The organism is Cytobacillus firmus (assembly GCF_023612095.1).
GTDB lineage: Bacteria > Bacillota > Bacilli > Bacillales > Cytobacillaceae > Cytobacillus.
The window spans coordinates 3505685-3529038 of record NZ_CP086235.1; the positions used below are offsets into that span (position 1 = coordinate 3505685).

Consider the following 23354-nt stretch of genomic DNA (forward strand, 5'->3'; position numbering starts at 1 on the left):
TATACCAGTACTATTCTGTGTCTGAAAAATGAATTTTTATTGAACAAAATAACTTTGCGTTAAAAAAATAATAAAAAAGAAAGCGCCATCCGGCGCTTCCTTCTATCCTGCAAGAGTTGATCCCTGCTGAAGCTGATACATCTGATAATATTTGCCCTTTTGCTCCATTAACTCATCATGGTTACCTTTTTCAGCGATCCTGCCCCTATCCAGAACGAGGATTTGATCAGCATTTCGGATTGTCGAAAGCCGATGGGCGATGATAAAGGTGGTTCTTCCTTTTTTCAGCACGTCCATGGCTTCCTGGATAATTAATTCTGTCTCAGTGTCTATGCTGGATGTGGCTTCATCCAGGATCAGGATGGCCGGATCAAAAGCAAGAGCACGGGCAAATGAAATGAGCTGTCTCTGCCCGCTGGAGAGCGTGCTCCCCTTCTCGATAACCGGCTCATCAAAGCCTTTTTCAAGATGCTGAAATATCTTATCTGCTCCGACATCCTTCAGGGCTTTTTCCACTTTCTCCCGCGATATTTCAGGATCATCAAGGCTGACATTGGAAGCAATGGTCCCGGTGAACAAAAACGGATCCTGGAGGACGATGCCCATATGCTTTCTGAGCTCCTGCCTTGGAATCTGTTTTATATCCATGCCATCGATCATAATTTTTCCTTCCTGGCAATCATAAAAACGGAAAAGAAGATTCATGATTGAACTTTTCCCTGAGCCGGTATGGCCAACCAGCGCAACTGTCTCTCCGTGCTTTGCTTCAAAATTAAGATCCTTCAGCACATATTCCTTCTCCTTATAGCCGAAGTGCACATGATCAAATGTAACATTCCCTTTATAGCGGGATATTTTATTATCACTGATATCAATGCCTTCTTCATCAAGCAGTTTGAAGACTCGTTCACCGGCAACCAATGCCTGTTCGAGATTGGCCAATTGGTTGACAATGCCCTGTACAGGCTGAAACAGGCGGTTAATATAATCTACAAAAGCATATAGCATCCCAAGTGAAATGACAGCTGCCGCATTGAGCGACTCTCCTCCGAAGTACCAGATGAATGCAACAAAAACAACATTCCTCAGCACACCCACTAAATTATGCGATGTAAGTGAATTCAGGCTCAGAAGTTTATTTTGGAAGGTAAAATGCTCTGTATTCAGCTTTTCAAAATCCTTCTGTGTATCTTTTTCGCGGCCAAACGCCTGGATAATATTCATTCCCTGAATCGATTCATTAACCATGCCATTGATATCACTAACCCTGGAACGGATAACATGATTGTATTTTGATGCATACTTACGGTACACAATCGCCCATACGTATAAAATCGGCAGCAGGATTAAACATATCGCAGCAAGCTTGGCATTTAAAATAAACAAAGCGATATAAATACCTGAAATATATATGACACTTGTAAAAAAGGTTGCCAATACGGTCACATAAAGCTCACGGATGGCTTCGGTATCATTGGTTATACGGGCAACCACCTTGCCTGCCGGAAGATTATCAAAATAACTGATTGGCAGCCTTTGAATCTGCCCGAAGACATCTTCTCTCATTTTCTGGATAATCCTATTTGCTGACTTTTGCAGAAAAAAACGCTGGCCGTACTGAAAAAATGCAGCGATCACCAGTAATCCAAAGTAAAAGGCCAAAAGCTGAACAATCTTAGGAATCTCGGGTGAGTAGAATAGCATTAATTCTTCACCAGTCAATGCCTTCCCTGCATAGGTTTCGCTTTGGCCGCTTTTTTCAATAAAGAGTTTGCCCTCTTTGAAGGTTCGCTCTCCATCAAAAGCAATGTCACCCCTGATAAAGACGAATTGGCTTCCAGCCTGCAGGATGCGGGCCTGATCAATTTTCCGCTCACCCTGATCAATATTTTGCTCCTTTTTGTAAAACTGGCCATCATATTCCACAGCATCTTTTCCGCTTTCAGTCTGATACCAGACAGATTCTATGCCAAGGATATGGTCATCAATCATCTTCTTCGCGATGAAAGGCCCTGCCAGATCTGCTGCTACAGCGACTGTAAGCATCAGCAATGCAGCAATAATCGTTTTTTTATAATGAAGTGCATATTGGAATAACCGCTTTCCTGTGGTCATGAAAGCACCTCCTCTTCAGCAGATGTTTGAGTCTGCTGCCTCAAAAATTGTTCCTTATACCATCCATCCATAGCCATCAATTCCTCATGAGTGCCTTCCTCTGCTATTCTGCCATCATCAAGGACGATTATATGATCGGCATGCTGGACTGCTGACATTCTGTGTGTCGTAATGATTGTCGTTTTGCCTTTGCGCTCAGTCCGGATATTTTCAATAATTTTCTTCTCTGTTTTAGCATCAACGGCTGAAAGAGAATCATCAAGGATCAGAATTTCCGGATCCTTCACAAGGGCACGTGCAATCGATATCCGCTGTTTTTGCCCTCCTGACAAGGCCACTCCTTTTTCACCGACCATTGTTTCAAGCCCTTCCGGCAGAAGATCAAGGTCTTTTCGGAAAGCTGCCAAATCAATTGCTTTTTGCATATCCTCTTCAGTTGCTTCCTCTTTTCCAAAAAGGATGTTTTCCCTGACAGTCCTCGAGAACAGAACATGATCCTGTGGAACATAACCGATCCATCCCCTTGTTCTTTCAAGCTCCTGTTCTTCAATCGGAACATCTGCAATGGCAAGCTTCCCAGTGCCTGTCGGATATTCTCTTAAAAGCTGCTTTATAAAAGTGGTTTTCCCGCTTCCTGTTTTCCCTGCAATGCCCAGCGTTTCCCCGCGTTCAATATGCAGCTTAATCCCTGTGAGATTAGCCGTTTTTGAGGAAGGATATTGGAAATGAACATCCTTGAAGATAACATTTTCAGGGACTTCAATGATAGACGGATTTTCAGGATTCACAATATCCTGCTTAGCGGACAATGTTTCCTGTACCCGGTCAAGGGATGCATTTCCCCTTTGCATGACATTAATTAATTCTCCAATAGCAAACATTGGCCAAATCAGCATGCCTAAATACACATTAAAGGACACGAGCTGGCCCAAAGTTATGGTTTGGTGGAAAACAAGATAAGCACCGTATCCTAGCCCTATAAGATAGCTAAGGCCCACAATCACCTTTATCGTCGGCTCAAAAAGTGAATCAATTTTGGCCACTTCAATATTTTTGCTGTAAACATCTTCAGTGAGTTCATGGAAACGCTGCTGATCCGCTCTTTCCTGAACATAAGCGCGCACCACCCTAACTCCCGAAACCGATTCAAGAACCCGGTCATTGAGTTCACCGAAAGCATCCTGTGCGCTCATAAACCGCGTATGAATCTTCTTCCCGTAAATTTTTATCAGATAAGCCATGATAGGCAAAGGCAATATTGCTGCAAAGGTTAGTTTCCAGCTAACCAGAAATCCCATCGTAAACAATATTGTCAGCATGAAGACGCTGGAATCCACCAGTGTCAATATTCCGAAACCGGCCGTTACCGAAATAGCTTTTAAATCATTTGTTGCCCTGGCCATTAAATCACCGGTCCGGTTTTTCTCAAAAAATGTTGGAGTCATTTTCAATAGGTGACCCATAAATTGTGAACGCAGTTTTCTTTCTACCAGGAATGCCCCTCCAAAGAGCTGGTACATCCAGATATAAGTGATTGCATAGGACACGATTGTGATGATTGCAAATAAACCAAGGTACTCTATTATTTTAGCACTGCTCATTTGACCAAGATGTATATCATCAATTGCCATTCCAACAAGCCTAGGAGGCATAACATCAAGGATTCCGACAATGATCAGCAGAGTAATGGCAATTGTATACCTTTTCCAGTTTTCTTTAAAAAACCAGCTTAATTTTCCTAAAATCGAAAACAACGATCTCTCCCCTTTCCGGTATGAAGCTCATGTTTCTAAAGAGAGCTTTCATACATTAACCAGCAGCAAATACATAACTAGCCTCCATCCAGATCCTCCGGCAAAAGTGTTTTTCTTTTCATTCTTACTGCATTCATAAAATTTTCCTCCCTTTTTTATGGCTGCCGAAAACAGCCGCTATTAAAATATATGGAAACAGGCATTGCCTGAATTTCCCATTGGTGATATTTGGGAATTAGACGAAAAAAAGACATACCGCGGCATGCGATATGTCTTTAAAAGACAAAAGAGCCCACGTTACGAAATGTAACCTGTGCTCCTTCAAAATAAATGTGCAGGCAGATCCTGTTTACATTTTAATATGTTCTAAAGGAGAGGTTACAGATTTTAATTTTTGAGTTGTTGTTTGATGATGATGAATTAAGATCATTTTGTAGCCCTCCTTTTCATTTTTTTCCATATTGGTAAGATTATCACCGCTTACACTAAAAGTCAATCAGCTTTTTACCTACTTTTAAAAATTTTCTGTCTTCGATTTATCTAAAGGCTCTTTTCGTATAAATTGTTGTTTTTCACTTATCAATGTTGTCCGTTGATTTCCGTTCCAGGATGCTCAGCGAACCACGGGGCGGGCGGTGAGCCTCCTCGACGCTGCGCGTCTGTGGGGTCTCCCCTGTCCCGCTACTCCCGTAGGACTTTGAATATGCTACCTTGAGTAAACACCGCACGAAGAAAATGCGAATGCATTTTCGAGGATCTCGCACCTTCCACTACAATCAACTCAGTAAATATAATATAAATAGCAACAAACTTTGCGAAAACAGCCTATCTAAAAAAAGGATCCACAAGGATCCTTTATGAAGCCAATCTTCTTTTTTGCCTGTTGATAAAGTCGATGGTTATTCTGTTAAAGGCATCAGGTTTGTCGATGTTGCATACATGTCCTGCATCTGTAATGATTTTGACTGTAGCTGTTTTAGCTTTTTGGGCAATGCTTTTTACAGATTTAATAAACAAGTGATCTTCCTGTCCCATAATAAAAAGGGTAGGAATGTGGGAAATGCTGGATTGGATTTTTCCCAGGTACGGATTAACCGATTTTGTTAAGGACAGCCAGTTGATGAATTCCTTTTGGCACATTTTTGCTGCCTGCCTTACAAAGGCATGTCTTGATTCAAGATGATTTCTTTTTGGCATGATAATCCACGCAAATAGCTTATAAAGCAGCATATATGGCAGCATATACTTAGTCAAATTCGCAATGGCTATCAAAAACCTTGTGCGCCAGTTCAATTCAGTAATGGCTCCGCCCAAAATCATGGAAGCTACTCTTTCCGGATGATTCTGCGCGATTGTCTGGATCACTATAGTCCCCAGCGAAATTCCCACAAAATGGGAGTCTGTAATATGAAGATGATCGAGCACATCCACAATATCCTGAGAAACTTCTGTAAAATGATCTCCTTCTTCCCAGGTGCCCTTTCCTGATTGACCATGTCCCCGCAGATCTACCAGCAGAACATTGAAATGCTTTTTGTACTCTCTCATTTGTTTATACCAGATTGCAGAGCTGCCCCCTGCACCATGAACAAAGGTAACCCATGGAAGGGACTCATCTTTCACATACGTACGGTAATATAGCATATATACTCCAATCCACATTCTAGTGTCATTTTTCTTAGTTTTGTTTTTAAGAAGTTTCATTCTATTGTAAAGGATTTCGGCGAAAATTGCTTATAATATCACAAAAAATTCACTAGTTTCTTTTCAAGTATTTTCTGCCAAATATTCATCCTTTCCCTTTTTATGACATAAAAAAACCAGCTAACTATGTCAGCCGGTTCTTCTTCTGCTATTCTTCAATGATTGCTGCAGTCCCATAGGCTATGATTTCTGCAGCATTCTGCATAACGGCTGAGGTCTGCAGCCGCATTCCAATGATTGCGTTGGCCCCTTTTGCCTTTGCATCTTCCACCATTCTGCCAATTGCCTTTTTTCTTGCTTCATCCATCATTTCAGTATATTCGCCAATTTCTCCGCCTACAATTGTTTTTAATCCTGCCAGAATATCTTTTCCTATATGCTTTGTCTGGACTGTACTCCCCCTTACAAACCCTTTAATCTCTTTAATCTCTTTCCCGGATACGGTATCAGTAGTCACGATAATCATTTTGTTCTTCCTCCTCTTTTTCTCTTTTTCTCTCAGCTATCAAAACAATAAATAATGCAATGATCATTAAAGCATATAAAATATAAAACATAATCGCAGCCTTGATATTAATAAACAGCATTGCAATCCCGAGAAACTGGCCGCCAGTGGCTGCAAGAAGCAGCATCTGTTTTAATTTCTTCATCCTTGCATCCCTCAATTAATCTTTTTTCTGCCAAATCTTTCTGACGAAAATCAAGTAAAACAGTGTCGGCATTGGCGCCTGAATTAAACCGATAATCCCCCATAGCCAATAATTGTGGCCGTGCTTTCTTGCATCAAGAAATAGAAACGTACTCTGTGCTATTAAGATGACTCCTACTAAAATCAGCAGCGGAAGAGATATTTCTTCACTGTTCATGTGCCATTCACCTGTTTCACGAAGCTGACTGTGCTATAGGCCATAATGAAAATTGTCACAACTCCCTGCAGAATAAAAAATACAGATGGAACCTGATACAGCATGAATAATACAGAAGTTACAATGAGGAGTGCAGCAACAGTGAAGATAGCTAACTCCTTGATCAATTTCCTTTTCATTGCCTGTTTTTGCTCTGCAACTAAGTTCTCAAAAAATTGCAGATCAGGTGTATAAACCGGGATGGTTTCTTCCAGCGTTTCCAATCCGTCTTCTATCTCCTTGACTGCAGCAAATAATTTCTCATCTTGATGATCTTGTTCCAGCTGCAGCACTTTCCTGTTCGCCATGAAGCTTCAACTCCTCTCTTACAGACATGATTCCATTGTGCACTCTTGATTTGACAGTGCCTGAAGATATATTCATCATTTTTCCTATTTCCTCATACGAGTAGCCATAATAATGTTTTAGAACAATAGGTATCCTCATCTCGTCTTTTAGTTTTCCCAATGCGGATAAGGCATCATTCCATTCTTCATTTCGGCTTTCAAGATGCCATTTCATGCGTCTGAAAACCTCTTCCTGTGCTTTCCAGCTCTTCTCTCGTTTCGACTTTCGCTTCTGATCAATATACAAATTTGTCGCAATGGTTATCAGCCAGGAGGAAAATTTCGATTTGCCATTAAACAGTCCTATTTTTTCAACACATTTGGCCATTGTTTCCTGAGCAAGCTCCTCAGCTGCATCGGGATTCATTGTGATTTTGATTAAGTATTTAACCAGAAAGGGATAGTTATTTTTAAAAAGCATGGCAAAAGCGAGCTGATCGCCTCGTTTGGCACTTACTATAAGGTCTTTCTCCTCCATCAGCTTCTTTCCTCTCTTCTTATCATCCCGCTGTTTACTGTTTATTTCACTCATAAGACGTTCAAGAGATGAAAAGGTTCATTATTTTTTAATATTATTTTTCACACATAAAAAGCCCCGATTACAGGGACTTTTTTTCCTTTTATTACATTATACTGCACCAGTCTGTTCCAAAGAATGTGCTTCACCCTTTTTTTCTGATTTTTTCGTTAATCCCGGGAGAACAAGGCTGTAAAATACACCGACAAGTGCTAAACAGCCGCCTACCATCCAGTACAGCATTTCCACTCTGAGGAACCCCGGAAAGCTGACAGCAATAAACCCGAGTGTTATGGATTGAGAAAGCATCATCAGCGGACTTATCCATCCCTGTACTCTCCCCATCATCTTCGGATCCACAATACTTGGCATCCAGCCGCCAATTGCGATATTCACTAAAGGGAGTCCGAAAGCTGCAGCAAATAATAAAGATAGGAAAATAAACGTGTTCTCTGCAAAAGAAGCAGCAATGATGAAGCTTCCGGATAACAGCAGTCCGGCAATGATCAGCTGATAAAGCTTGAATTTTTGAGTAAGCAAGGAGGCAACAAAGCTGCCAATCAGAACGCCAATCCCAAATATTATTCCGAGCAGGACTGAGTATTCCTCATAGGATTGCGGTTCGAGTTTGTATTTCAGCATAAAAATAGGCATGACTGAAAATCCGCCGTTCACCACTCCGAAAACGAAAAAGCCGACAAGCAGAGCAGATAATAATTTGTGCTGGAGAATATATTTTATCCCCGTATTAAAGTCCTTAAAGACAAGCGGGATATTCAGGTCTTTAAGCCCATGTGTGCCATTTGGCAGACGGACTTCTTCTGGTATACGGCAGGATTTTATTAATAATGCACTAATGATAAAGGTAAGTGCATCAGCCACAATCGCACCATATACTCCCACTGTCCAGTAGGCAAAAATGCCAAGTCCGTTTCCGAACAGCATGAAAAGACTCATCACCACCTGATTAAGGCCTGCAGCAGTTGTGTAATCTTCACTTTTCAATATGCCTTGAATCATTGCATGTTCAGCGGGAAAGAAGAATTTCTGAATGGCACTCCTCAGGAACAATACTGCAAATACGAGCGGCATCCAGCCAATAATAATAGTCAGAAAAAGCACAATTGATAAAAACGCGCTGATCCAATCACAATAATAAGCTATTTTCTGGCGATCCATCCTATCCGCAAACACTCCAACTAAAAAAAACACCGCCAGGGTCGGAACAGAGAACATCAATTCAGTTAATGTGGCATAAAAAGGCTGTTCCGAGAAACGATCCAGTAAATAAAACATAAATGCTGTTAAACCAATCGTACTGCCCATCTGAGAAGTAAAGTTGGCGAAAAACAATTTCACATAATTGGCATTTTGAAAAATCCCTTTGAATTTCTTCATCCCTTTTACCTCAGTTTCCCTGTTTATATCTCTACTATAAATTGCGACTAACATTTGATAAAGCGGCTTTTGATGGTTTTTATCTCCATCTGCAGACTGATGGCGCCTCAACCCCTAATACGGATAAAAAGGTAATTATTCACACTTTGAACCCGGGTGGTTTACGGTTGTGAACACCGGGGTAATTCCATAGTACAACCACATCATTAATCAATTAATATATAAAATACTTTTTTAAAAGGAGATTTTTAAAATGAAAGAAATTATTTCTACTAATGTATTAGTTCAAAACAAGTTCACAATGAAGAAAATGCTTGAAATTTACCAGGCATCAAAACAGCTTGAAGGCACCACTTATCTCTACAGCAAACACAAAGCGGTGGATGCCTCAAACCTTTCTAAATTAGTGTCTTTCCTTTTAACAGTGAAACCGCAAACGAGTCTGAAGATCATTGTGGAAGGAACTGACGTCCAGAACCATCTGGAGCATATCAAAGATATGTGCAGCAATCATGTTTCTGTGCTTCGCATGTCAGAAAAACGCTTTATCAATACAGCTGAAACAATTCAGCTATAATTGACTATTTTATTGCGAATGAATGGAGTGAAAATAAATGATACGTACAATTTTTATGGTAGTTGGAGCAATTGTGGTAATTGGCGCGCTAATCAGCTGGTTATTCTAAATTATTCTATTAAAAAAGGCCGAATGGCCTTTTTTTTGGCTCTTTTCGTATTTATTACTATTTTTCAGCCAGCAATGTTGTCCGTTGATTTCCGCTCCAGGCTGCTCAGCGAACCGCGGGGCAGGCGGTGAGCCTCCTCGACGCTGCGCGTCTGCGGGGTCTCACCTGTCCTGCTACTCCCGCAGGACGTTGAATAAACTTCCCCGAAAAAACACCGCACGAAGAAAATGCGAATGCATTTTCGAGGATCTCGCACCTTCCGCTCCAATCAACTCAGTAAATAAGAGGAAAAAGCAACAAATCTTGCGAAAACAAACTTTATTTATAAGCAATGGCAATTGGCTGATAAAATCCAGACTCTTCAGGGAGCAGCCATTTCACCTGCCGAAAACCAGCTTGGCGCAGAAGATGGTTTAACTCTTCCCTTCTGTAGGCCCTATACTGAGAAAGTCTTTCTGACACAGACCAGGTTCCGACCTTTTCCACCATTGTAAAATGCCTCAAATTATATATATCAGAATTCTGATGCCAATCCCAAAGCTGAAAGGTTATGGTGTGATCCCTTTTTGCAGGCAAGGTGGATGTTGGCCTTTCTTTCTGTATTTCATCATAATTCCTGATAGAAAAGAGAAAAATGCCTTTCTCGCTGAGTAAACTGTAAACCTCTTTAAGTGCCTTGGTGCATTCTTTTTCGGTGATAAGGTGCGGCAAGGCGTTATCCATCGAGAGAATGGCATGAAAAGATTCACTGTGCACAGATGACAATGCCCTCATGTCTGCCTGAAAAAATTGGATGTTCAGCTGTCTCAGCTCTGCTTCTTTTTTTGCTCTTTCGATAGACTTTCCGCTAATGTCTGATGCCGTTATTTTGTACCCCTTTTGGGCCAGAGCTAATGTTTGAGTCCCTATTCCGCAAGAACAATCCAATAGAGATGATGTTTTATTAAAGCCTTCTGCCGATAAAAGATGATCCAGTACATCGCCCTGCCTGGCAATGGAACGATCCCAATCCTCAAATATTAAGTGATACTCTTCAGCTAATTCATCGTAAAATTGTTCTGCCATGATAGATGACCTCCTTTTAAAAAAGAGTACAGCTTTTGACTGTACTCGTAAAATGTATTTCTTTAATGGTTCTTCTTCTCTTTATCTTTCTTTTTATCCTTCTTTTTATCTTTATCTTTTTCCTTGTGTTTTTCTTTTCCTTTATTCCATTTCTCTTTCCATTTCTCTTTTTCTTTTTCAATTTTTTCTTTAATCTTCTCTGTTTCTTTTTTTATGTTGTCTTCCCAAGCTTTCCTTTGCTGCTCCTTTTGCCTTTGTTCCATCAGACCGGCAATATGTGGGACATTAAATGACTCTGCTTCCTGATTTTTCAGGGCTTCTGACATGATTGCCCGGAATATCGGAGCCGTACCTTCACTGCTCGAGGTAGTAAGATAATTATTTGCATCTGTCTTATCATGGCCTACCCATACAGCACCTACCAGCTGTGGTGTGTAGCCGACAAACCATTGATCCTTAACTCCGTCAATGCCTTCGATGGTCATTTGTGTACTGCCTGTTTTCCCTGCAACTTCTCTGCCTGGTATTTGGGCAGCCTTCCCTGTACCATGCTGAACTACCCCGAGAAGCATAGTTGTCATTTTATCCGCAACATCCTTGGAAATGACTCTTGTATTCTCACCTTTCCACTCTGCTACTGTAACTCCATCCTTATCAACTATTTTTGTAATGGAGTGTGCTTCCGGCCTCTCGCCGCCATTTGCAAATACAGCATATGCCTGTGCCATGGTCAGAGGTGAAACTCCAACACTTGTGCCGCCAAGAGCAAGTGCAAGATTTTGATTGATGGCTTCTTCAGGTATGCCAAACCTCTTCGCCGCATCTACCCCTTTGTCCACACCAATTTCATCCAAAAGCCATACAGCAGGGACATTTAAAGAGTCCTTTACCGCTTCATACATTGGCACATTTCCACGGAACTGGCCATTATAGTTATTCGGCTCATAATCTTTGCCGAATGTCATTCTTTCATCTTTAAGTTCATCTGTGATCTTCCAGCCCGTCTCCAGTGCTGCTGTGTAAGGCACAATCGGCTTCATGGTCGATCCGGGCTGGCCTACTTTATGAACGGCACGGTTATGGCCAAGAAGGGTATGTTCACCTCTTCCGCCTGCAAGAGCACGGATACCGCCATTCTTTGGATCCAGAAGTACGGCTCCGCTTTGAACCTGCTGATCTCCAGTACCTTTAGGAAATAATTGATCATTTGTGTAGGTTTCTTCTACACTGCTCTGCATATCCTGATCAAGCTCTGTATAAATTTGATACCCGTCACTTAAAAGCTCATCAAGCGAAATATTGTATTTATTAATCGCTTCTTCCAGAACCACGTCTACATAATATGGGTATTTCCCTTTAAAGGGATCGCCGCCGCTGTCTTCAAAAACAAGCTTTTCATTTTTTGCTTTTTCCCATTCCTTTTCAGTAATAAAGTTGTGTTCCTTCATACGGTCAAGGACGGTATTCCTTCTCTCAATTGCCTTTTCTTCATTTTGGTAAGGATTGATGGCTGATGGGGCTTTAACCAGCCCTGCAAGCAGTGCTGCTTCACTAACGGAGAGATCCTCAACATCTTTTCCATAGTACTTCATCGCCGCACGTTTGATCCCCCATGCGCCTTCTCCGAAATAAACCTGGTTTAAATACATTTGAAGAATTTCATCTTTGCTGTATTCCTTTTCAATTTCAAGGGCCAGGAAGAATTCTTCCAGTTTTCTTTTGTATGTTTTTTCTGCAGATAATAGTGCATTTTTGGTCAGCTGCTGGGTAAGCGTACTGCCGCCCTCGACTATTCCGCCTGCTTTCACGTTTGTCAAGAAGGCCCTGCCTATTCCTTTTAAATCGATGCCCCCGTGTTCATAAAAACGGTGGTCTTCAATGGCAATCACTGCATTTTTCATATGATCAGGAATTTGATCTATGGAAATGCCTTCATTTTTATTTGCTGAGATCTTGCTGGCTACTTCCCCATCAGCGTCATAAATGACTGTGGATTGTGCAAGCCCTGCTTCGAGTGCACTGATATCCGCATCCTTATATGAAAAATAGACGAAGCTTAAGAAAGCCAGGACCAAAGTAGATGCAAGCAATATGGATACCTGTGTCAAGTGCAGCTTATTCCAAGTTGACTGAAACTTTTTAATAACTGAAGTTTTCTTTCTCATATTTCCTCCAATATTCTTGCTGAAAATCATTTTGCTTTTGTGGAAGTCTTCAGATTACACCGATAACAGCATAACTTCAAAGAATACGTTTTTTATAGTATTTTGTTTCCATGCAATTTTCTTCCAGGTATAAAAAATATACCCTGAAATCATCAATGATACTCTGAAAATATGCATTAGAATTTACGGAGTCCGGTCATTTTTTATGGGGGTACAATAAGTTTCAAAGCTCTGATGATTTTTATGATTTACTCTTCACAGCAGAGGGTATATAAACAATAAGTTTCCTTATCATAAGAAGGAGTGATCACTGATGTATTTTAATAAAATTGTATTGGGCTATGATGATACAGACGGAAGCAGACAGGCATTGAATATGGCAATCGGATTAGTTAAACAAAACCCTGAAGCTCAGCTGCTGGTTGCTCAGGTCTTTGAAGAAACAGTTGAAAATATTCCCTTAAACAATGAAAAAGCGGTAGAGCCTGTAAGAACGAATGGCTATCTGCTTGAAGGAATTCAGATCCCTCCTCTTCCGGTTTATCATGATGAATCCTCTTCCAATACACACGCAAGAGTAAAGCATAGCGTAGACAATACTTTTTACAATGCAAGGGAAATTCTTGAGCCATACAACATTAATACGAAGTTCGATGTTATTGAGGGGAATCCTGCAGAAAGCATTTGTGAATATGCAGCTGCCGAAAACGCAGATTTAATTATTGTGGGAAGCTCAGGCAAAGGCGGAATTAAAAAGATGTTCCTGGGGAGCACCAGTACAAAAATTGCCAGGAATGCTCCTTGCCCCGTGCTTATAGCTAAGGATAAGGAAAATCCGCAAATCCCTTAAAATTGAAAAGCAGCCCGGAGGCTGCTTTTTATATGAATACAGCTGTTATTGCTGAAGGTCTTTATTCTCAGCTGCCAGCTCCTCAAACCGTTCTTTAGAAGACAATTCTTCGAAACTACTGTAAATTCTAAAATGATCCTGATCAATAATCCGGTAGTGCTGGCTGATAATATTCTGCTGAAGAATCAGACCGTTGCTTCTCTTCAATTCCCGCCACCAGAGCTTACCGCCAAGAGTCTTTTCCTTTCTGTAATCAATTCCTTCTCTTGCAATAGTCTCCAGAACTTCTAATGGTTCATTTCCAAACAAAAACCGGACTGTTTCCGTTTCTCTAAATAAAGCACAAACAGCTACTACTGTCGACCAGCCTGCCTCTGCCCGCCCTTTTTCAATTTGAACAAGCGTCTTTTTTGAAACACCAATAATCTCTGCCATTTTATCCTGTGTGTATCCTGCCTCTGTACGTATAAGACGGATCTTATCTGAAACTTTCAGTATAATTTCATCTCTAGTCAATGCAGCTTCATTCCCTTTTTGTTGTTGGTGTAAATTTACACCTGTTTCTATATTATAAAAGAAATAATAACCATTTTACAAATAAAAAACTGCCTTTTTCTTTAACTATACCAATTATCACAAAAAAATGACTGTGCTTTTAGTCACAAGTTGGCCTTTTTCCTCAGGGCAAAAATTACTGATATTTTCCATTAAATTAACAGAGGATTTTGCCGTATTCTATCGAAATCTATTGGTTAACTGTTATTATGCAAAAAAAGTGGAGGATAAAATGACGATTGAAACAAATAATGCCATATTGGAACTTCTGCTGACTGAAAAAGAAAACCTCTTAAGTGAATGGAATGAGAAAATCCTCATAAATAAGGATGATCCTTTTAAAGATAAAATTAAGGATAATGGCGAGGCCATGTTCCAATTAATTATTCAAATCTTAATAAGAGACGGGCAGGAACTGGAAAACTATATTCAGAAACTGGCCTACACCGTCGCTGAACAGCGAGTAAAAGCAGATATTAATATTGGAGACTTTGTTTATAATGTCAACTTGGGAAGAACAATAGTTCTTAATATTTTTAATCGTTCCGAAATACATTTTCATGAACTCCAGAGACAGTACGAAAGAATCGGTTATTGCTTTGATAAATTCTTATATCACGCTGTGTCCAGATATACGGATGCCAAAGATCAGATTATTAAGGAAAAAACACAATTTATCGATTCCACCCATAAAGATAGATTGACGCTCCTTGGCCAAATGACTTCAAGCTTTATTCATGAGTTCAGAAATCCGCTTACCTCTGTACAGGGGTTTATTCAGCTTTTAAAATCCGAAAATCCCTCCATGAAGTATTTGGATATCATCTCAAATGAACTGGAGCAGCTGAATTTTAGAATTTCGCAATTCCTGCTTCTCTCTAAAAAGGAACTGATCGGAAAAGAAAAAATTACATTTTCTCTAAATGAATTAATAGATGAAGTCCTGATATTCTTATATCCCAGTATCCTGGATGGAAAGGTTACGATCCTTCAGGATATAAAAGATGATATCTATTTGGTTGGCTATGCGGATGAAATCCGCCAAGTCTTCATTAATATTATCTTCAATGCCATAGATGTGCTTACACAGTACCGCAGTGACCCTGTCATCCATATTAAAAGCAAATGGACTTCAGATGGGCAAATAAGACTGGATATTTCTAATAATGGGCCAAGAATTCCGGATCATCTAATCAATTCCATTTTTGAGCCATTTGTTACAACAAAAACACTCGGAACGGGGCTGGGGCTATTTGTCTGCAGAGAGATAATTGAAAAACATCAAGGGACTCTGACATGTGATACCGAATCAGACTGGACCGTTTTCAGCATAACTTTGCCAACTGAAAAGCCGGCTAAAGATATGAGCTGATTCTGACTCCCGGCAACAGCTTTTTCGTCTTCCATTCCAAAATGCTTATATGAATTAAACAATAAATTATTATATTTATAGATTGCCGGAGGGGGTTTGTCACTTGTTTTCTTTAAAAGTAGACGAGGAGCTAGAATTGCAATTGTTCCAGATTCATCATTCGGAAGAGTTATTCAGCTTGGTGGACCGGAACCGCAGCCACTTAAGAGAATGGCTTCCATGGGTAGATAATATGGCTTCACCTGTTCAGTATCATTCGATCATTCCTATATGGCTGAAACAGTTTGCTGATAATAACGGCTTTAATGCCGGAATCCGTTATCAGGGAAAACTTGCAGGCTCTATTGGTTTTCACCATATAGACTGGAACAACAGACAAACCAGCATTGGATACTACCTTGCTGAAAATTTTGAAGGCAAAGGAATAATGACACGAAGTGTGCAAGCCATGGTCAATCATGCTTTTTTTGATTTAAAACTGAACCGCATCGAAATACGCTGCGGAATTAGAAATGGAAAAAGCCGTGCGATCCCTGAACGGCTTGGATTTCGCCAGGAAGGAATCATCCGGGATGGCGAGTTTCTTTATAATCGATATCACGATCTTGCCATATATGGAATGCTGGCAAGGGAATGGAATGTGTAAACAAAAAGCCTGCTCAGGCTTTTTTATTTTTCCTGCATACAAGTTCCGGCATTAATTACTTCCTCTGATTACTTCTCTTAAATAAGGGTAATTTCAAATAAAGTAACTCCTTTATTCATGGTTTATTTGTAAAATTCATGAATAAGGGAAAAGTACATATTATAAAGGAGGTGCCTGCCCCTTACATTATCGTGTAAGGGATAATATGATCACCCTTAACCTTTTCTTATTATTTTTATTAATCGCATTAACTGCATTTTTTGTTGCATCTGAATTCGCCATTGTTAAAGTGAGGACTTCCCGAATTGACCAGCTTATGCTGGAGGGAAATCCTAAAGCCCGTTCTGCGAAACAGGTTATAAGCAGTCTGGATGAATATTTATCTGCCTGTCAGCTTGGAATTACAATCACCGCACTGGGCCTCGGCTGGCTCGGTGAACCGACTATTGAAAGACTGCTTCATCCTGTATTTGAAAGTCTTAACTTGCAGGCTTCCGTCACTCATATCCTCTCCTTTGTCATTGCTTTTGCTGTTGTGACATTTCTCCATGTGGTCATTGGGGAGCTTGCGCCAAAAACCTTTGCGATTCAAAAAGCAGAAGCCATAACTTTAACCTTTTCAAAGCCATTAATATTGTTTTACAGGGTTATGTATCCGTTTATCTGGATTTTAAACGGTTCGGCCAGAGTCGTTACAGGATTATTCGGACTGAAGCCCGTTTCAGAGAGTGAAATGGCCCATTCAGAGGAAGAACTGCGGATCATCCTGTCTGAAAGCTTAAAGAGCGGTGAAATTAATCCTTCTGAATACCAGTATGTTGACCGGATATTTGAATTTGACAATAGAATCGCCAAAGAGATTATGGTTCCGCGGACCGAGATTGTTACCATCCCGGAAGATTCATCACTGGAAGAAACCCTCGATCTCATTTTAAATGAGCGTTATACCCGTTATCCGGTTACGGCAGGCGATAAGGATAATATTCTCGGAATCATTAATGTAAAGGAAATTCTAACTGACTGTGTAAGAAAAAAATGTGAAGACAAACACCCCTTACTGCAATATATTAAACCCGTTATCAGGGTGATAGAAACCATTCCTATTCACGATTTGCTTCTTAGAATGCAAAAGGAGCGTTCACATATGGCGCTTCTTCTTGATGAGTACGGGGGAACCGCTGGATTGGTCACAGCAGAAGATATCCTGGAAGAAATCGTTGGTGAAATCCGGGACGAATTTGATGCCGATGAGCTTCCGCTTGTTCAAAAGACAGGGGAAAACCACTATATCCTTGATGCGAAACTGCTGATTTCAGAAGCAAATGATCTTCTGGGTACAACATTATCCGATGATGACGTGGACACCATCGGCGGCTGGATCATGACGCAGAAGTATGATGCAGCTCAGGGAGACTTTATTGAAGAAGAAGGTCACAGATTTATCATTAAAGAAATGGATGGACACCATATTTCTTATATTGAAGTTTTGAAAATTTAATCTATATTTATTAAGACTTTCACTTAAAGTTTGTTGATTTTTCATTTTTCATTACTTAGTTTAATTTGCTTAGTTGATTGGAGCGGAGGGCACTTGATCCTCGAAAATGCTGACGCATTTCCTTCGTGCGGTGTTCATTCGAGGAAGCTTATTCAATGTCCTGCGGGAGGTGAGGGAAGTGTGAGACCCCGCAGGCGAAGCCGAGGAGGCTCGCATTCCTCCCCGCGGAAAGCAAGTGCCTGGAGCGGAAATCAACGGACAGAATACAAAAAACAATAAACTTAGTAAAAAGGCCTTTATTTAAAACCGGGAGCGCACTTTTTTCTCCTGGTTTTTTACTGCCTAAGACGCGTTTAAGCTGTAACTTTTTTAGCCCCTTATAAAATTTTTTATTTTTCCGAATCTTTTTACTTCATATTTTATGAATAGTTTCATAAAATAAATGTAATCCTTTTTTCCAAACTGCTACGTTTGACTGTATGGTTTCCGCTAACGTATAATTGATTCTAACTATATCTCTTGTTGTAAAGCATTATTATGGAGATATAAGTATTCAAAGCAGAGGTGATATGATGGGGCTTACTATCGTATCGGCGAATTAGCCAATATTGCTAACGTTTCAAAAAGAACGATTGACTACTACACTAGCATTGGCCTAATTAAAGCGAAACGCTCAAAATCAAATTATCGCATATATTCAGAAGAAGTTTTGTCTGATCTAAGATTTATAGAAGAATGCAAAATACTGCATCTTCCGCTTGAAGAGATTAAGAGAAAACTAGAAATGAAAACGAAAAGGGAGATTCAGACAGGGGAAGTTGAAAAGCACATTAACGCAGTCTCATTACAGATGAAACAGCTGCAACAGGAAATAACTGTGCTCATGCCGCTCATCAATACAATGAATGAGGAGCAGAAAGATGGCTTCTCCAGAAAGCTGACTGCCGAAAGTACTGCATTGCTCCGTTCCCTTTCCGGCTTAACAAGCTAATCCCATTTTTCACAAAATCAGGAGGTGACACCCTGCCCGTTCAGGCGGGATAAGGGGAACTTATTTGGACATATTAAACTTGGTTTTTATAGCCATTTTAATTGCTTTAACGGCTTTTTTCGTTACTTCGGAATTTGCCATTGTTAAAATACGAAGTTCCAGAATTGATCAGCTAATTGAAGAAGGCAATAAAAATGCAATTGCTGCGAAGAAAGTGATTTCGAATTTGGATGAATACCTTTCAGCCTGCCAGCTGGGAATTACCATTACAGCACTTGGTCTTGGCTGGCTGGGTGAACCGACAATTGAACACCTGCTGCGTCCGGTGATAAATAGTTTCGGTCTGCCGTCATCCATTTCACATGTTATCTCATTCACCATTGCTTTTGCTTTTATCACCTTCCTGCATGTAGTTGTAGGAGAATTGGCCCCAAAGACTCTGGCGATACAAAAAGCAGAAGCGGTAACACTTTTAACAACACGTCCTTTAATCTGGTTTTACCGGGTTATGTATCCGATCATTTGGGCGTTGAATGGTTCTGCCCGCCTATTGACCAGCATGTTTGGATTAAAGCCTGCTTCTGAACACGAATTAGCGCATTCTGAAGAAGAACTTCGCATTATTTTATCAGAAAGCTATGAAAGCGGCGAAATTAACCAATCTGAGTTTAAGTATGTAAATAAAATCTTTGAGTTCGATAATCGGATCGCGAAAGAAATCATGGTTCCGCGTACTGAAATTGTTTCTCTCTCAAAAGATGATACGCTTGAAGACTTTCTGCAAATCGTTCAGGAAGAGAAATTTACTCGATACCCCATTATAGATGGAGATAAGGATCATATCATTGGCATGGTCAACATTAAAGAAGTCATGACAGATCTCATTATGAACCGGGAATTATCATCAAGCACGCTTGAATCTTACATTCGTCCCATTATCCGGGTCATTGACAGCATACCTATCCATGAGCTTCTGCTAAAAATGCAAAAAGAACGCATCCACATGGCCATCTTAATGGATGAATACGGCGGTACCTCGGGGTTAGTGACTGTTGAGGATATCATTGAAGAGATTGTCGGCGAGATCCGTGATGAGTTCGACATGGATGAAGTACCGATGGTCAGAAATACGCAAGAAGGCCAATATATCATCGATTCAAAAGTTCTCGTCAGCGAAGTCAACGACTTGCTGGGTACCGGTATTAATGATGAAGATGTTGATACCATTGGCGGATGGATATTGACTGAGAATTACGAAGCCAAGCAAGGTGATATAATCGAGCACGAAAAATATCGATTTAAAATTCTGGATATGGAAGAGCACCATATTAAGTATGTTGAAGTGACAGCAGTACCTGAAACAGAAGAGCCGGCACCTGCAAAAAAAGTCCCCTTTACTGAATCAGAAGTATTGTCTTAAATAACCAAAGGAACAGCCCGCTGGAGGGCTGTTCCTTTTATTTGTTCTTATTGCTCCCGCGGAAATCTAATCGTAAATTTGGTCCCTGCCCCTTTTTCACTGCTGACAGCAATTTCTCCGCTGTGCAGCTGAACAAGTTGTTTGACAATGGAAAGGCCAATGCCAAATTCACCAAATGAATGATTGGTCCTGGATAAATCAGCTTTATAAAAACGCAGCCAGATCGACTCAATTTCTTTCGGGTCGATGCCTATACCTGTGTCTTCTATTACAATCAATGTCTGATCGGTATCTTCTTTGCCCCTTAAAAATATGGAGCCCTGCTCGGTGAATTGAATGCTGTTCTTTACAATATTTACCAGAATTTGAATTAACCGGTCATAGTCCGCATACACCGAAACCCCTTCTTCAGCCTCTATATAAATCCCGTTACCTTTTTCCTCTGCCTGAATTTCCAATTGTTCCTTAACAATTTCAAAGGCTTCCATGAGATCAATATCCATTTTATGCAGCTGCAGCTGATTGGAACGGATCTTCTCATAATCCAGATTTTCATTCACCAGCCGAATAAGCCTCTTTGCTTCCCTGTCTATCAGGATCATCCCTTTTTCTGTATCAGCCTCCGGGATCAGACCTCCCTTAATGCCTTCAGCCAAACCGCTGATAGTGGTCAATGGAGTCCGAAGCTCGTGCGAGACATCTGCGATGAATTTCCTTCTTCTATTTTCCAGTCTTCTGATTTCTTCATTAGATTCCCTGAGTCTTGCTGCCATATCATTAAAGTCTTTGGCCAATTCCCCAATTTCGTCCATATAGGTGTAAGGAACATTGATATCGTAGTTCCCAGATGAAATCATAGAGGCAGCATTCCTAAGCTCCGTTATCCTCTTGATCAGATTTTTAGAGAGAACCAAACTTAAAAGGATGGTCGCTGAGAGTGAAATAAAAATGGTATATAATAAAAATCGATTTAATTGGCTGACAACCTCCATAGCACCTGTTATTGGGGACAGAAGCAAAACTCCGCCAACAAGATTGCCCCCCTGCATATATGGAAGGGCAACCAATGTTACCTCCTGGCCGAAACGTTCTATATCATGCTTTACAGTTACTTTTTTTCCTTTCGAAATTTCTGCCCACTCGGATTTGGTCAGCTGAATCATCGGATCCGATTTAAGTTCAGGGTACAAGACCCTCCCTTTATGATCAAAGAGAATATATTTGATATTTCTCGCATCAAGCAGCTGGCTGTATTCTGTCAGAAATTGTTCATCCCCCTCTATCCTGACTGTTATGTCTGTCAGGATCTGCTCTCCATAGGAATCGAGCTCTTCCACTTTATTTTCAAAAATATAATTCTCGACAAACTGGGAGAATAGAAGGCTTAATAACAGGAATGCCAGGATTAGGATGCTGACATGACTGATCAGCAGCTGATAAAAATACTTAACCTTCATTTTCCGCTGCCGTTTCATCGAATTTATAACCCACACCCCATACTGTATGAATAAAAGGCTGCTCATCCGTGCCTATTTTTTTCCGAAGCCTTTTTATATGTACATCTACGGTTCTTTCATCTCCATAAAACTGATAACCCCATACACTATCGAGCAGCTGCTCTCTTGTAAAAACCTGTTTGGGATGTTTTACAAGATAATACAGCAAGTCAAATTCTTTTGGGGTCAAATTCTTTAAAAGTTGCCCATTATAATATGCCTCTCTGGATTCTTTGCTGATTTTGAAATATTCACTGGCAACATAGTGATGTTCATCTGCTCCTGCTTCAGCCTGGAACCTGCGTGTCACGGCTTTAATCCTGGCCATCAGCGTCAGCGGACTAAATGGCTTGGTCACATAATCATCGGCACCCATTTCAAGTCCCAGAACCTGATCGGATTCGCTGTCTTTAGCCGTCAGCATAATAATCGGAACCTTGCTCAGTTCTCTTATTTTCCGGCAGAGGGTCACACCATCCATGACTGGAAGCATCCAGTCAACGATAATTAAGTCCCATTTTTCTTTATTAAAATGCTCAAACCCCCTCTGGCCATCGTGAACAAAAAACCCCTGATACCCTTCTTTCATAAAAAACATCTCAAGCATTGAACAGACACTTTCATTATCTTCCACAACAAGTATTTTCAATTTCCCTTCACCGCCCTGAACAGTCTTTTATTCTTAATGTAATCGATATGAGTGTTTTATTTCAATGAATAGCTCTGACCTTATTGTTTTTCTAAAGAAAGTCAGCCAAATTCTTTATTGTTATCAATATCTTGGGAAATGCTAATTATGACTTATCATTTTGAAAGGAGTGCAGTATAGGATGAATAAAAAATTTCTTTTATTAGTATCTTTTTGCTTTATTTTAATAGGGGCCGCGATTTCGGTTCATGCTGAATCAGCGCCAAGGGGAAAGGCACCGGCTCAGGAGCAAATACATGAACACCATCACAGATTGATCGATGAATCCTTGATGAAATCCCTTCAGGAACAAGGATTCACGAAAAGAGAAATCTTCATAGCTGCCCACATTGCGAAGTTTTCAAATAAACAGGTTACAGAGGTATTGGCTTTTTATAAAGAAAATAACTCCTCCTGGGAAAAAACAGCTCAGCAGTATGGGGTGGATTTAGAAAAAATAAAGAAGCACCATCATCATATGGATAAGTTCCTTGAAGCGAACAGGGAGGTTGTTCTGCAAAAGGTCTCCGAGTACTCCGGCAAATCGACTCAAGTGCTGCAAGGGTATCTTGACAAAGGAGTTCCGCTTCGTTTCCTTGTTTCAGGTGCAGCCATAGGAAAGGCGGCAAATAAAGATTTTGGTGAAATAGTCCAATTGATGGAACAGGGAAATTCATTACAAGAAATAAAAACAGAATTAAATGTTGATAAAGAAGAAATCCATGCAGAAATGAAAAAACTGGTTGATGAAATTCACAAGGAAATCAGTAAGGCAAAATAATAAGGTAAAACCGCAGAGTCAACATCTGCGGTTTTGTTTTATATAAAACAGATTTATAATGAAAGGGAGAGGTGAAACAAATGACAGATGAAAACCCGTTGTACCCTGCCGACCTGGATGAAGAAACTTTATTCATGGTTTCCCAGACTTTTAAAGCTTTATCCGATCCAACAAGGCTTAGAATTCTTCACTTATTATTTCACGGAGAGTATTCTGTAAATGAAATTGCGGAAAATCTATCCCTGCTTCAATCTACCGTTTCTCACCAGCTTCGCTTTTTGAAAAACCTGCGTCTGGTAAAATTCCGCCGTGAAGGAACAACTCTCTTCTACAGCCATGATGATGAACATGTTATAAGTTTATTGAACCAGGCTATTGAACATAGCCAGCATTCATAAGAA

At 40.3% G+C, this 23354-nt stretch carries 23 protein-coding genes; 9 read left to right on the top strand and 14 right to left on the bottom strand.

The features are described from left to right. Positions 1-102 precede the first annotated feature (102 nt). The 9 genes from LLY41_RS17625 to LLY41_RS17665 form a co-directional block, all read right to left on the bottom strand. Positions 103-2115 carry an ABC transporter ATP-binding protein gene (locus LLY41_RS17625; protein WP_304585990.1) on the bottom strand — a complete coding sequence of 671 codons (2013 nt, stop codon included), beginning with the start codon at positions 2113-2115 and terminating at the stop codon, positions 103-105. Further along, entirely contained in the window at positions 2112-3869 is a 1758-nt protein-coding gene (locus tag LLY41_RS17630) for an ABC transporter ATP-binding protein (protein WP_304585991.1), read from the bottom strand. The genes LLY41_RS17625 and LLY41_RS17630 overlap by 4 nt, the downstream gene beginning before the upstream one ends. An 855-nt stretch (positions 3870-4724) precedes the next feature. After that, positions 4725-5513, bottom strand: a complete 789-nt coding sequence (locus LLY41_RS17635; RefSeq protein ID WP_076262491.1) for an alpha/beta fold hydrolase — start codon at positions 5511-5513, stop codon at positions 4725-4727. A 208-nt stretch (positions 5514-5721) separates the two neighbouring features. Beyond that, positions 5722-6039 carry a YbjQ family protein gene (locus tag LLY41_RS17640; protein ID WP_095243770.1) on the bottom strand — a complete coding sequence of 106 codons (318 nt, stop codon included), beginning with the start codon at positions 6037-6039 and terminating at the stop codon, positions 5722-5724. Next, positions 6020-6223: a hypothetical protein gene (locus LLY41_RS17645; protein WP_095243768.1), complete on the bottom strand. Its 204-nt coding sequence runs from the start codon at positions 6221-6223 to the stop codon at positions 6020-6022. The genes LLY41_RS17640 and LLY41_RS17645 overlap by 20 nt, the downstream gene beginning before the upstream one ends. Positions 6224-6238: 15 nt before the next feature. Then, entirely contained in the window at positions 6239-6439 is a 201-nt protein-coding gene (locus tag LLY41_RS17650; RefSeq protein WP_095243766.1) for a sigma-Y antisigma factor component, read from the bottom strand. Beyond that, positions 6436-6786 carry a YxlC family protein gene (locus tag LLY41_RS17655; RefSeq protein WP_095243764.1) on the bottom strand — a complete coding sequence of 117 codons (351 nt, stop codon included), beginning with the start codon at positions 6784-6786 and terminating at the stop codon, positions 6436-6438. Before LLY41_RS17655 ends, LLY41_RS17650 begins: the two co-directional genes overlap by 4 nt. After that, the gene (gene sigY / locus LLY41_RS17660; RefSeq protein WP_304585992.1) at positions 6740-7303 is read right to left on the bottom strand and encodes an RNA polymerase sigma factor SigY; all 564 of its coding nucleotides are present in this window, start codon (positions 7301-7303) and stop codon (positions 6740-6742) included. The genes LLY41_RS17655 and sigY overlap by 47 nt, the downstream gene beginning before the upstream one ends. Before the next feature lie 150 nt (positions 7304-7453). Then, entirely contained in the window at positions 7454-8740 is a 1287-nt protein-coding gene (locus LLY41_RS17665) for an MFS transporter (RefSeq protein ID WP_095243771.1), read from the bottom strand. Between the two features lie 253 nt (positions 8741-8993). Between LLY41_RS17665 and LLY41_RS17670 the strand changes: the two genes are divergently transcribed. After that, positions 8994-9317 (top strand): hypothetical protein, encoded by a 324-nt coding sequence (locus LLY41_RS17670; RefSeq protein ID WP_095243761.1) that lies wholly within the window; start codon positions 8994-8996, stop codon positions 9315-9317. Positions 9318-9744: 427 nt separating this feature from the next. Here LLY41_RS17670 and LLY41_RS17675 read toward each other — a convergent pair whose 3' ends face one another. Further along, positions 9745-10491 (bottom strand): class I SAM-dependent methyltransferase, encoded by a 747-nt coding sequence (locus LLY41_RS17675; protein ID WP_304585993.1) that lies wholly within the window; start codon positions 10489-10491, stop codon positions 9745-9747. 62 nt (positions 10492-10553) lie between these two features. After that, positions 10554-12656 carry a transglycosylase domain-containing protein gene (locus LLY41_RS17680; RefSeq protein WP_095243757.1) on the bottom strand — a complete coding sequence of 701 codons (2103 nt, stop codon included), beginning with the start codon at positions 12654-12656 and terminating at the stop codon, positions 10554-10556. Positions 12657-12969: 313 nt separating this feature from the next. On the opposite strand from LLY41_RS17680, the gene LLY41_RS17685 reads away from it, so the two are divergent. Continuing rightward, positions 12970-13506 carry a universal stress protein gene (locus tag LLY41_RS17685; RefSeq protein ID WP_095243756.1) on the top strand — a complete coding sequence of 179 codons (537 nt, stop codon included), beginning with the start codon at positions 12970-12972 and terminating at the stop codon, positions 13504-13506. Positions 13507-13551: 45 nt separating this feature from the next. On the opposite strand, the gene LLY41_RS17690 is transcribed toward LLY41_RS17685, so the two are convergent. Further along, positions 13552-14022: a helix-turn-helix transcriptional regulator gene (locus LLY41_RS17690; RefSeq protein WP_095243754.1), complete on the bottom strand. Its 471-nt coding sequence runs from the start codon at positions 14020-14022 to the stop codon at positions 13552-13554. A gap of 271 nt (positions 14023-14293) precedes the next feature. On the opposite strand from LLY41_RS17690, the gene LLY41_RS17695 reads away from it, so the two are divergent. The 5 genes from LLY41_RS17695 (at position 14294) to LLY41_RS17715 (ending at position 19988) form a co-directional block, all read left to right on the top strand. After that, positions 14294-15433: a histidine kinase N-terminal domain-containing protein gene (locus LLY41_RS17695; protein WP_095243753.1), complete on the top strand. Its 1140-nt coding sequence runs from the start codon at positions 14294-14296 to the stop codon at positions 15431-15433. A 103-nt stretch (positions 15434-15536) separates the two neighbouring features. Then, a complete protein-coding gene (locus tag LLY41_RS17700; protein ID WP_304585994.1) occupies positions 15537-16079 on the top strand; it encodes a GNAT family N-acetyltransferase in 543 nt (180 codons plus the stop codon). Between the two features lie 205 nt (positions 16080-16284). After that, positions 16285-17577: a hemolysin family protein gene (locus LLY41_RS17705; protein WP_304585995.1), complete on the top strand. Its 1293-nt coding sequence runs from the start codon at positions 16285-16287 to the stop codon at positions 17575-17577. 589 nt (positions 17578-18166) lie between these two features. Further along, positions 18167-18568, top strand: a complete 402-nt coding sequence (locus LLY41_RS17710) for a MerR family transcriptional regulator (protein WP_304588054.1) — start codon at positions 18167-18169, stop codon at positions 18566-18568. Positions 18569-18632: 64 nt separating this feature from the next. Next, entirely contained in the window at positions 18633-19988 is a 1356-nt protein-coding gene (locus LLY41_RS17715; RefSeq protein WP_095243745.1) for a hemolysin family protein, read from the top strand. 47 nt (positions 19989-20035) lie between these two features. Here LLY41_RS17715 and LLY41_RS17720 read toward each other — a convergent pair whose 3' ends face one another. Together LLY41_RS17720 and LLY41_RS17725 are read right to left on the bottom strand one after the other, a co-directional pair. After that, the gene (locus tag LLY41_RS17720) at positions 20036-21445 is read right to left on the bottom strand and encodes a sensor histidine kinase (protein WP_095243743.1); all 1410 of its coding nucleotides are present in this window, start codon (positions 21443-21445) and stop codon (positions 20036-20038) included. Next, on the bottom strand, positions 21435-22133 hold the full coding sequence (locus LLY41_RS17725) for a response regulator transcription factor (protein ID WP_095243741.1): 699 nt from the start codon (positions 22131-22133) through the stop codon (positions 21435-21437). The genes LLY41_RS17720 and LLY41_RS17725 overlap by 11 nt, the downstream gene beginning before the upstream one ends. 181 nt (positions 22134-22314) lie before the next feature. On the opposite strand from LLY41_RS17725, the gene LLY41_RS17730 reads away from it, so the two are divergent. Both LLY41_RS17730 and LLY41_RS17735 read left to right on the top strand, forming a co-directional pair. Continuing rightward, a complete protein-coding gene (locus LLY41_RS17730) occupies positions 22315-22953 on the top strand; it encodes a hypothetical protein (RefSeq protein ID WP_304585996.1) in 639 nt (212 codons plus the stop codon). A gap of 80 nt (positions 22954-23033) precedes the next feature. Further along, on the top strand, positions 23034-23351 hold the full coding sequence (locus tag LLY41_RS17735) for an ArsR/SmtB family transcription factor (RefSeq protein WP_095243738.1): 318 nt from the start codon (positions 23034-23036) through the stop codon (positions 23349-23351). Positions 23352-23354 lie beyond the last annotated feature (3 nt).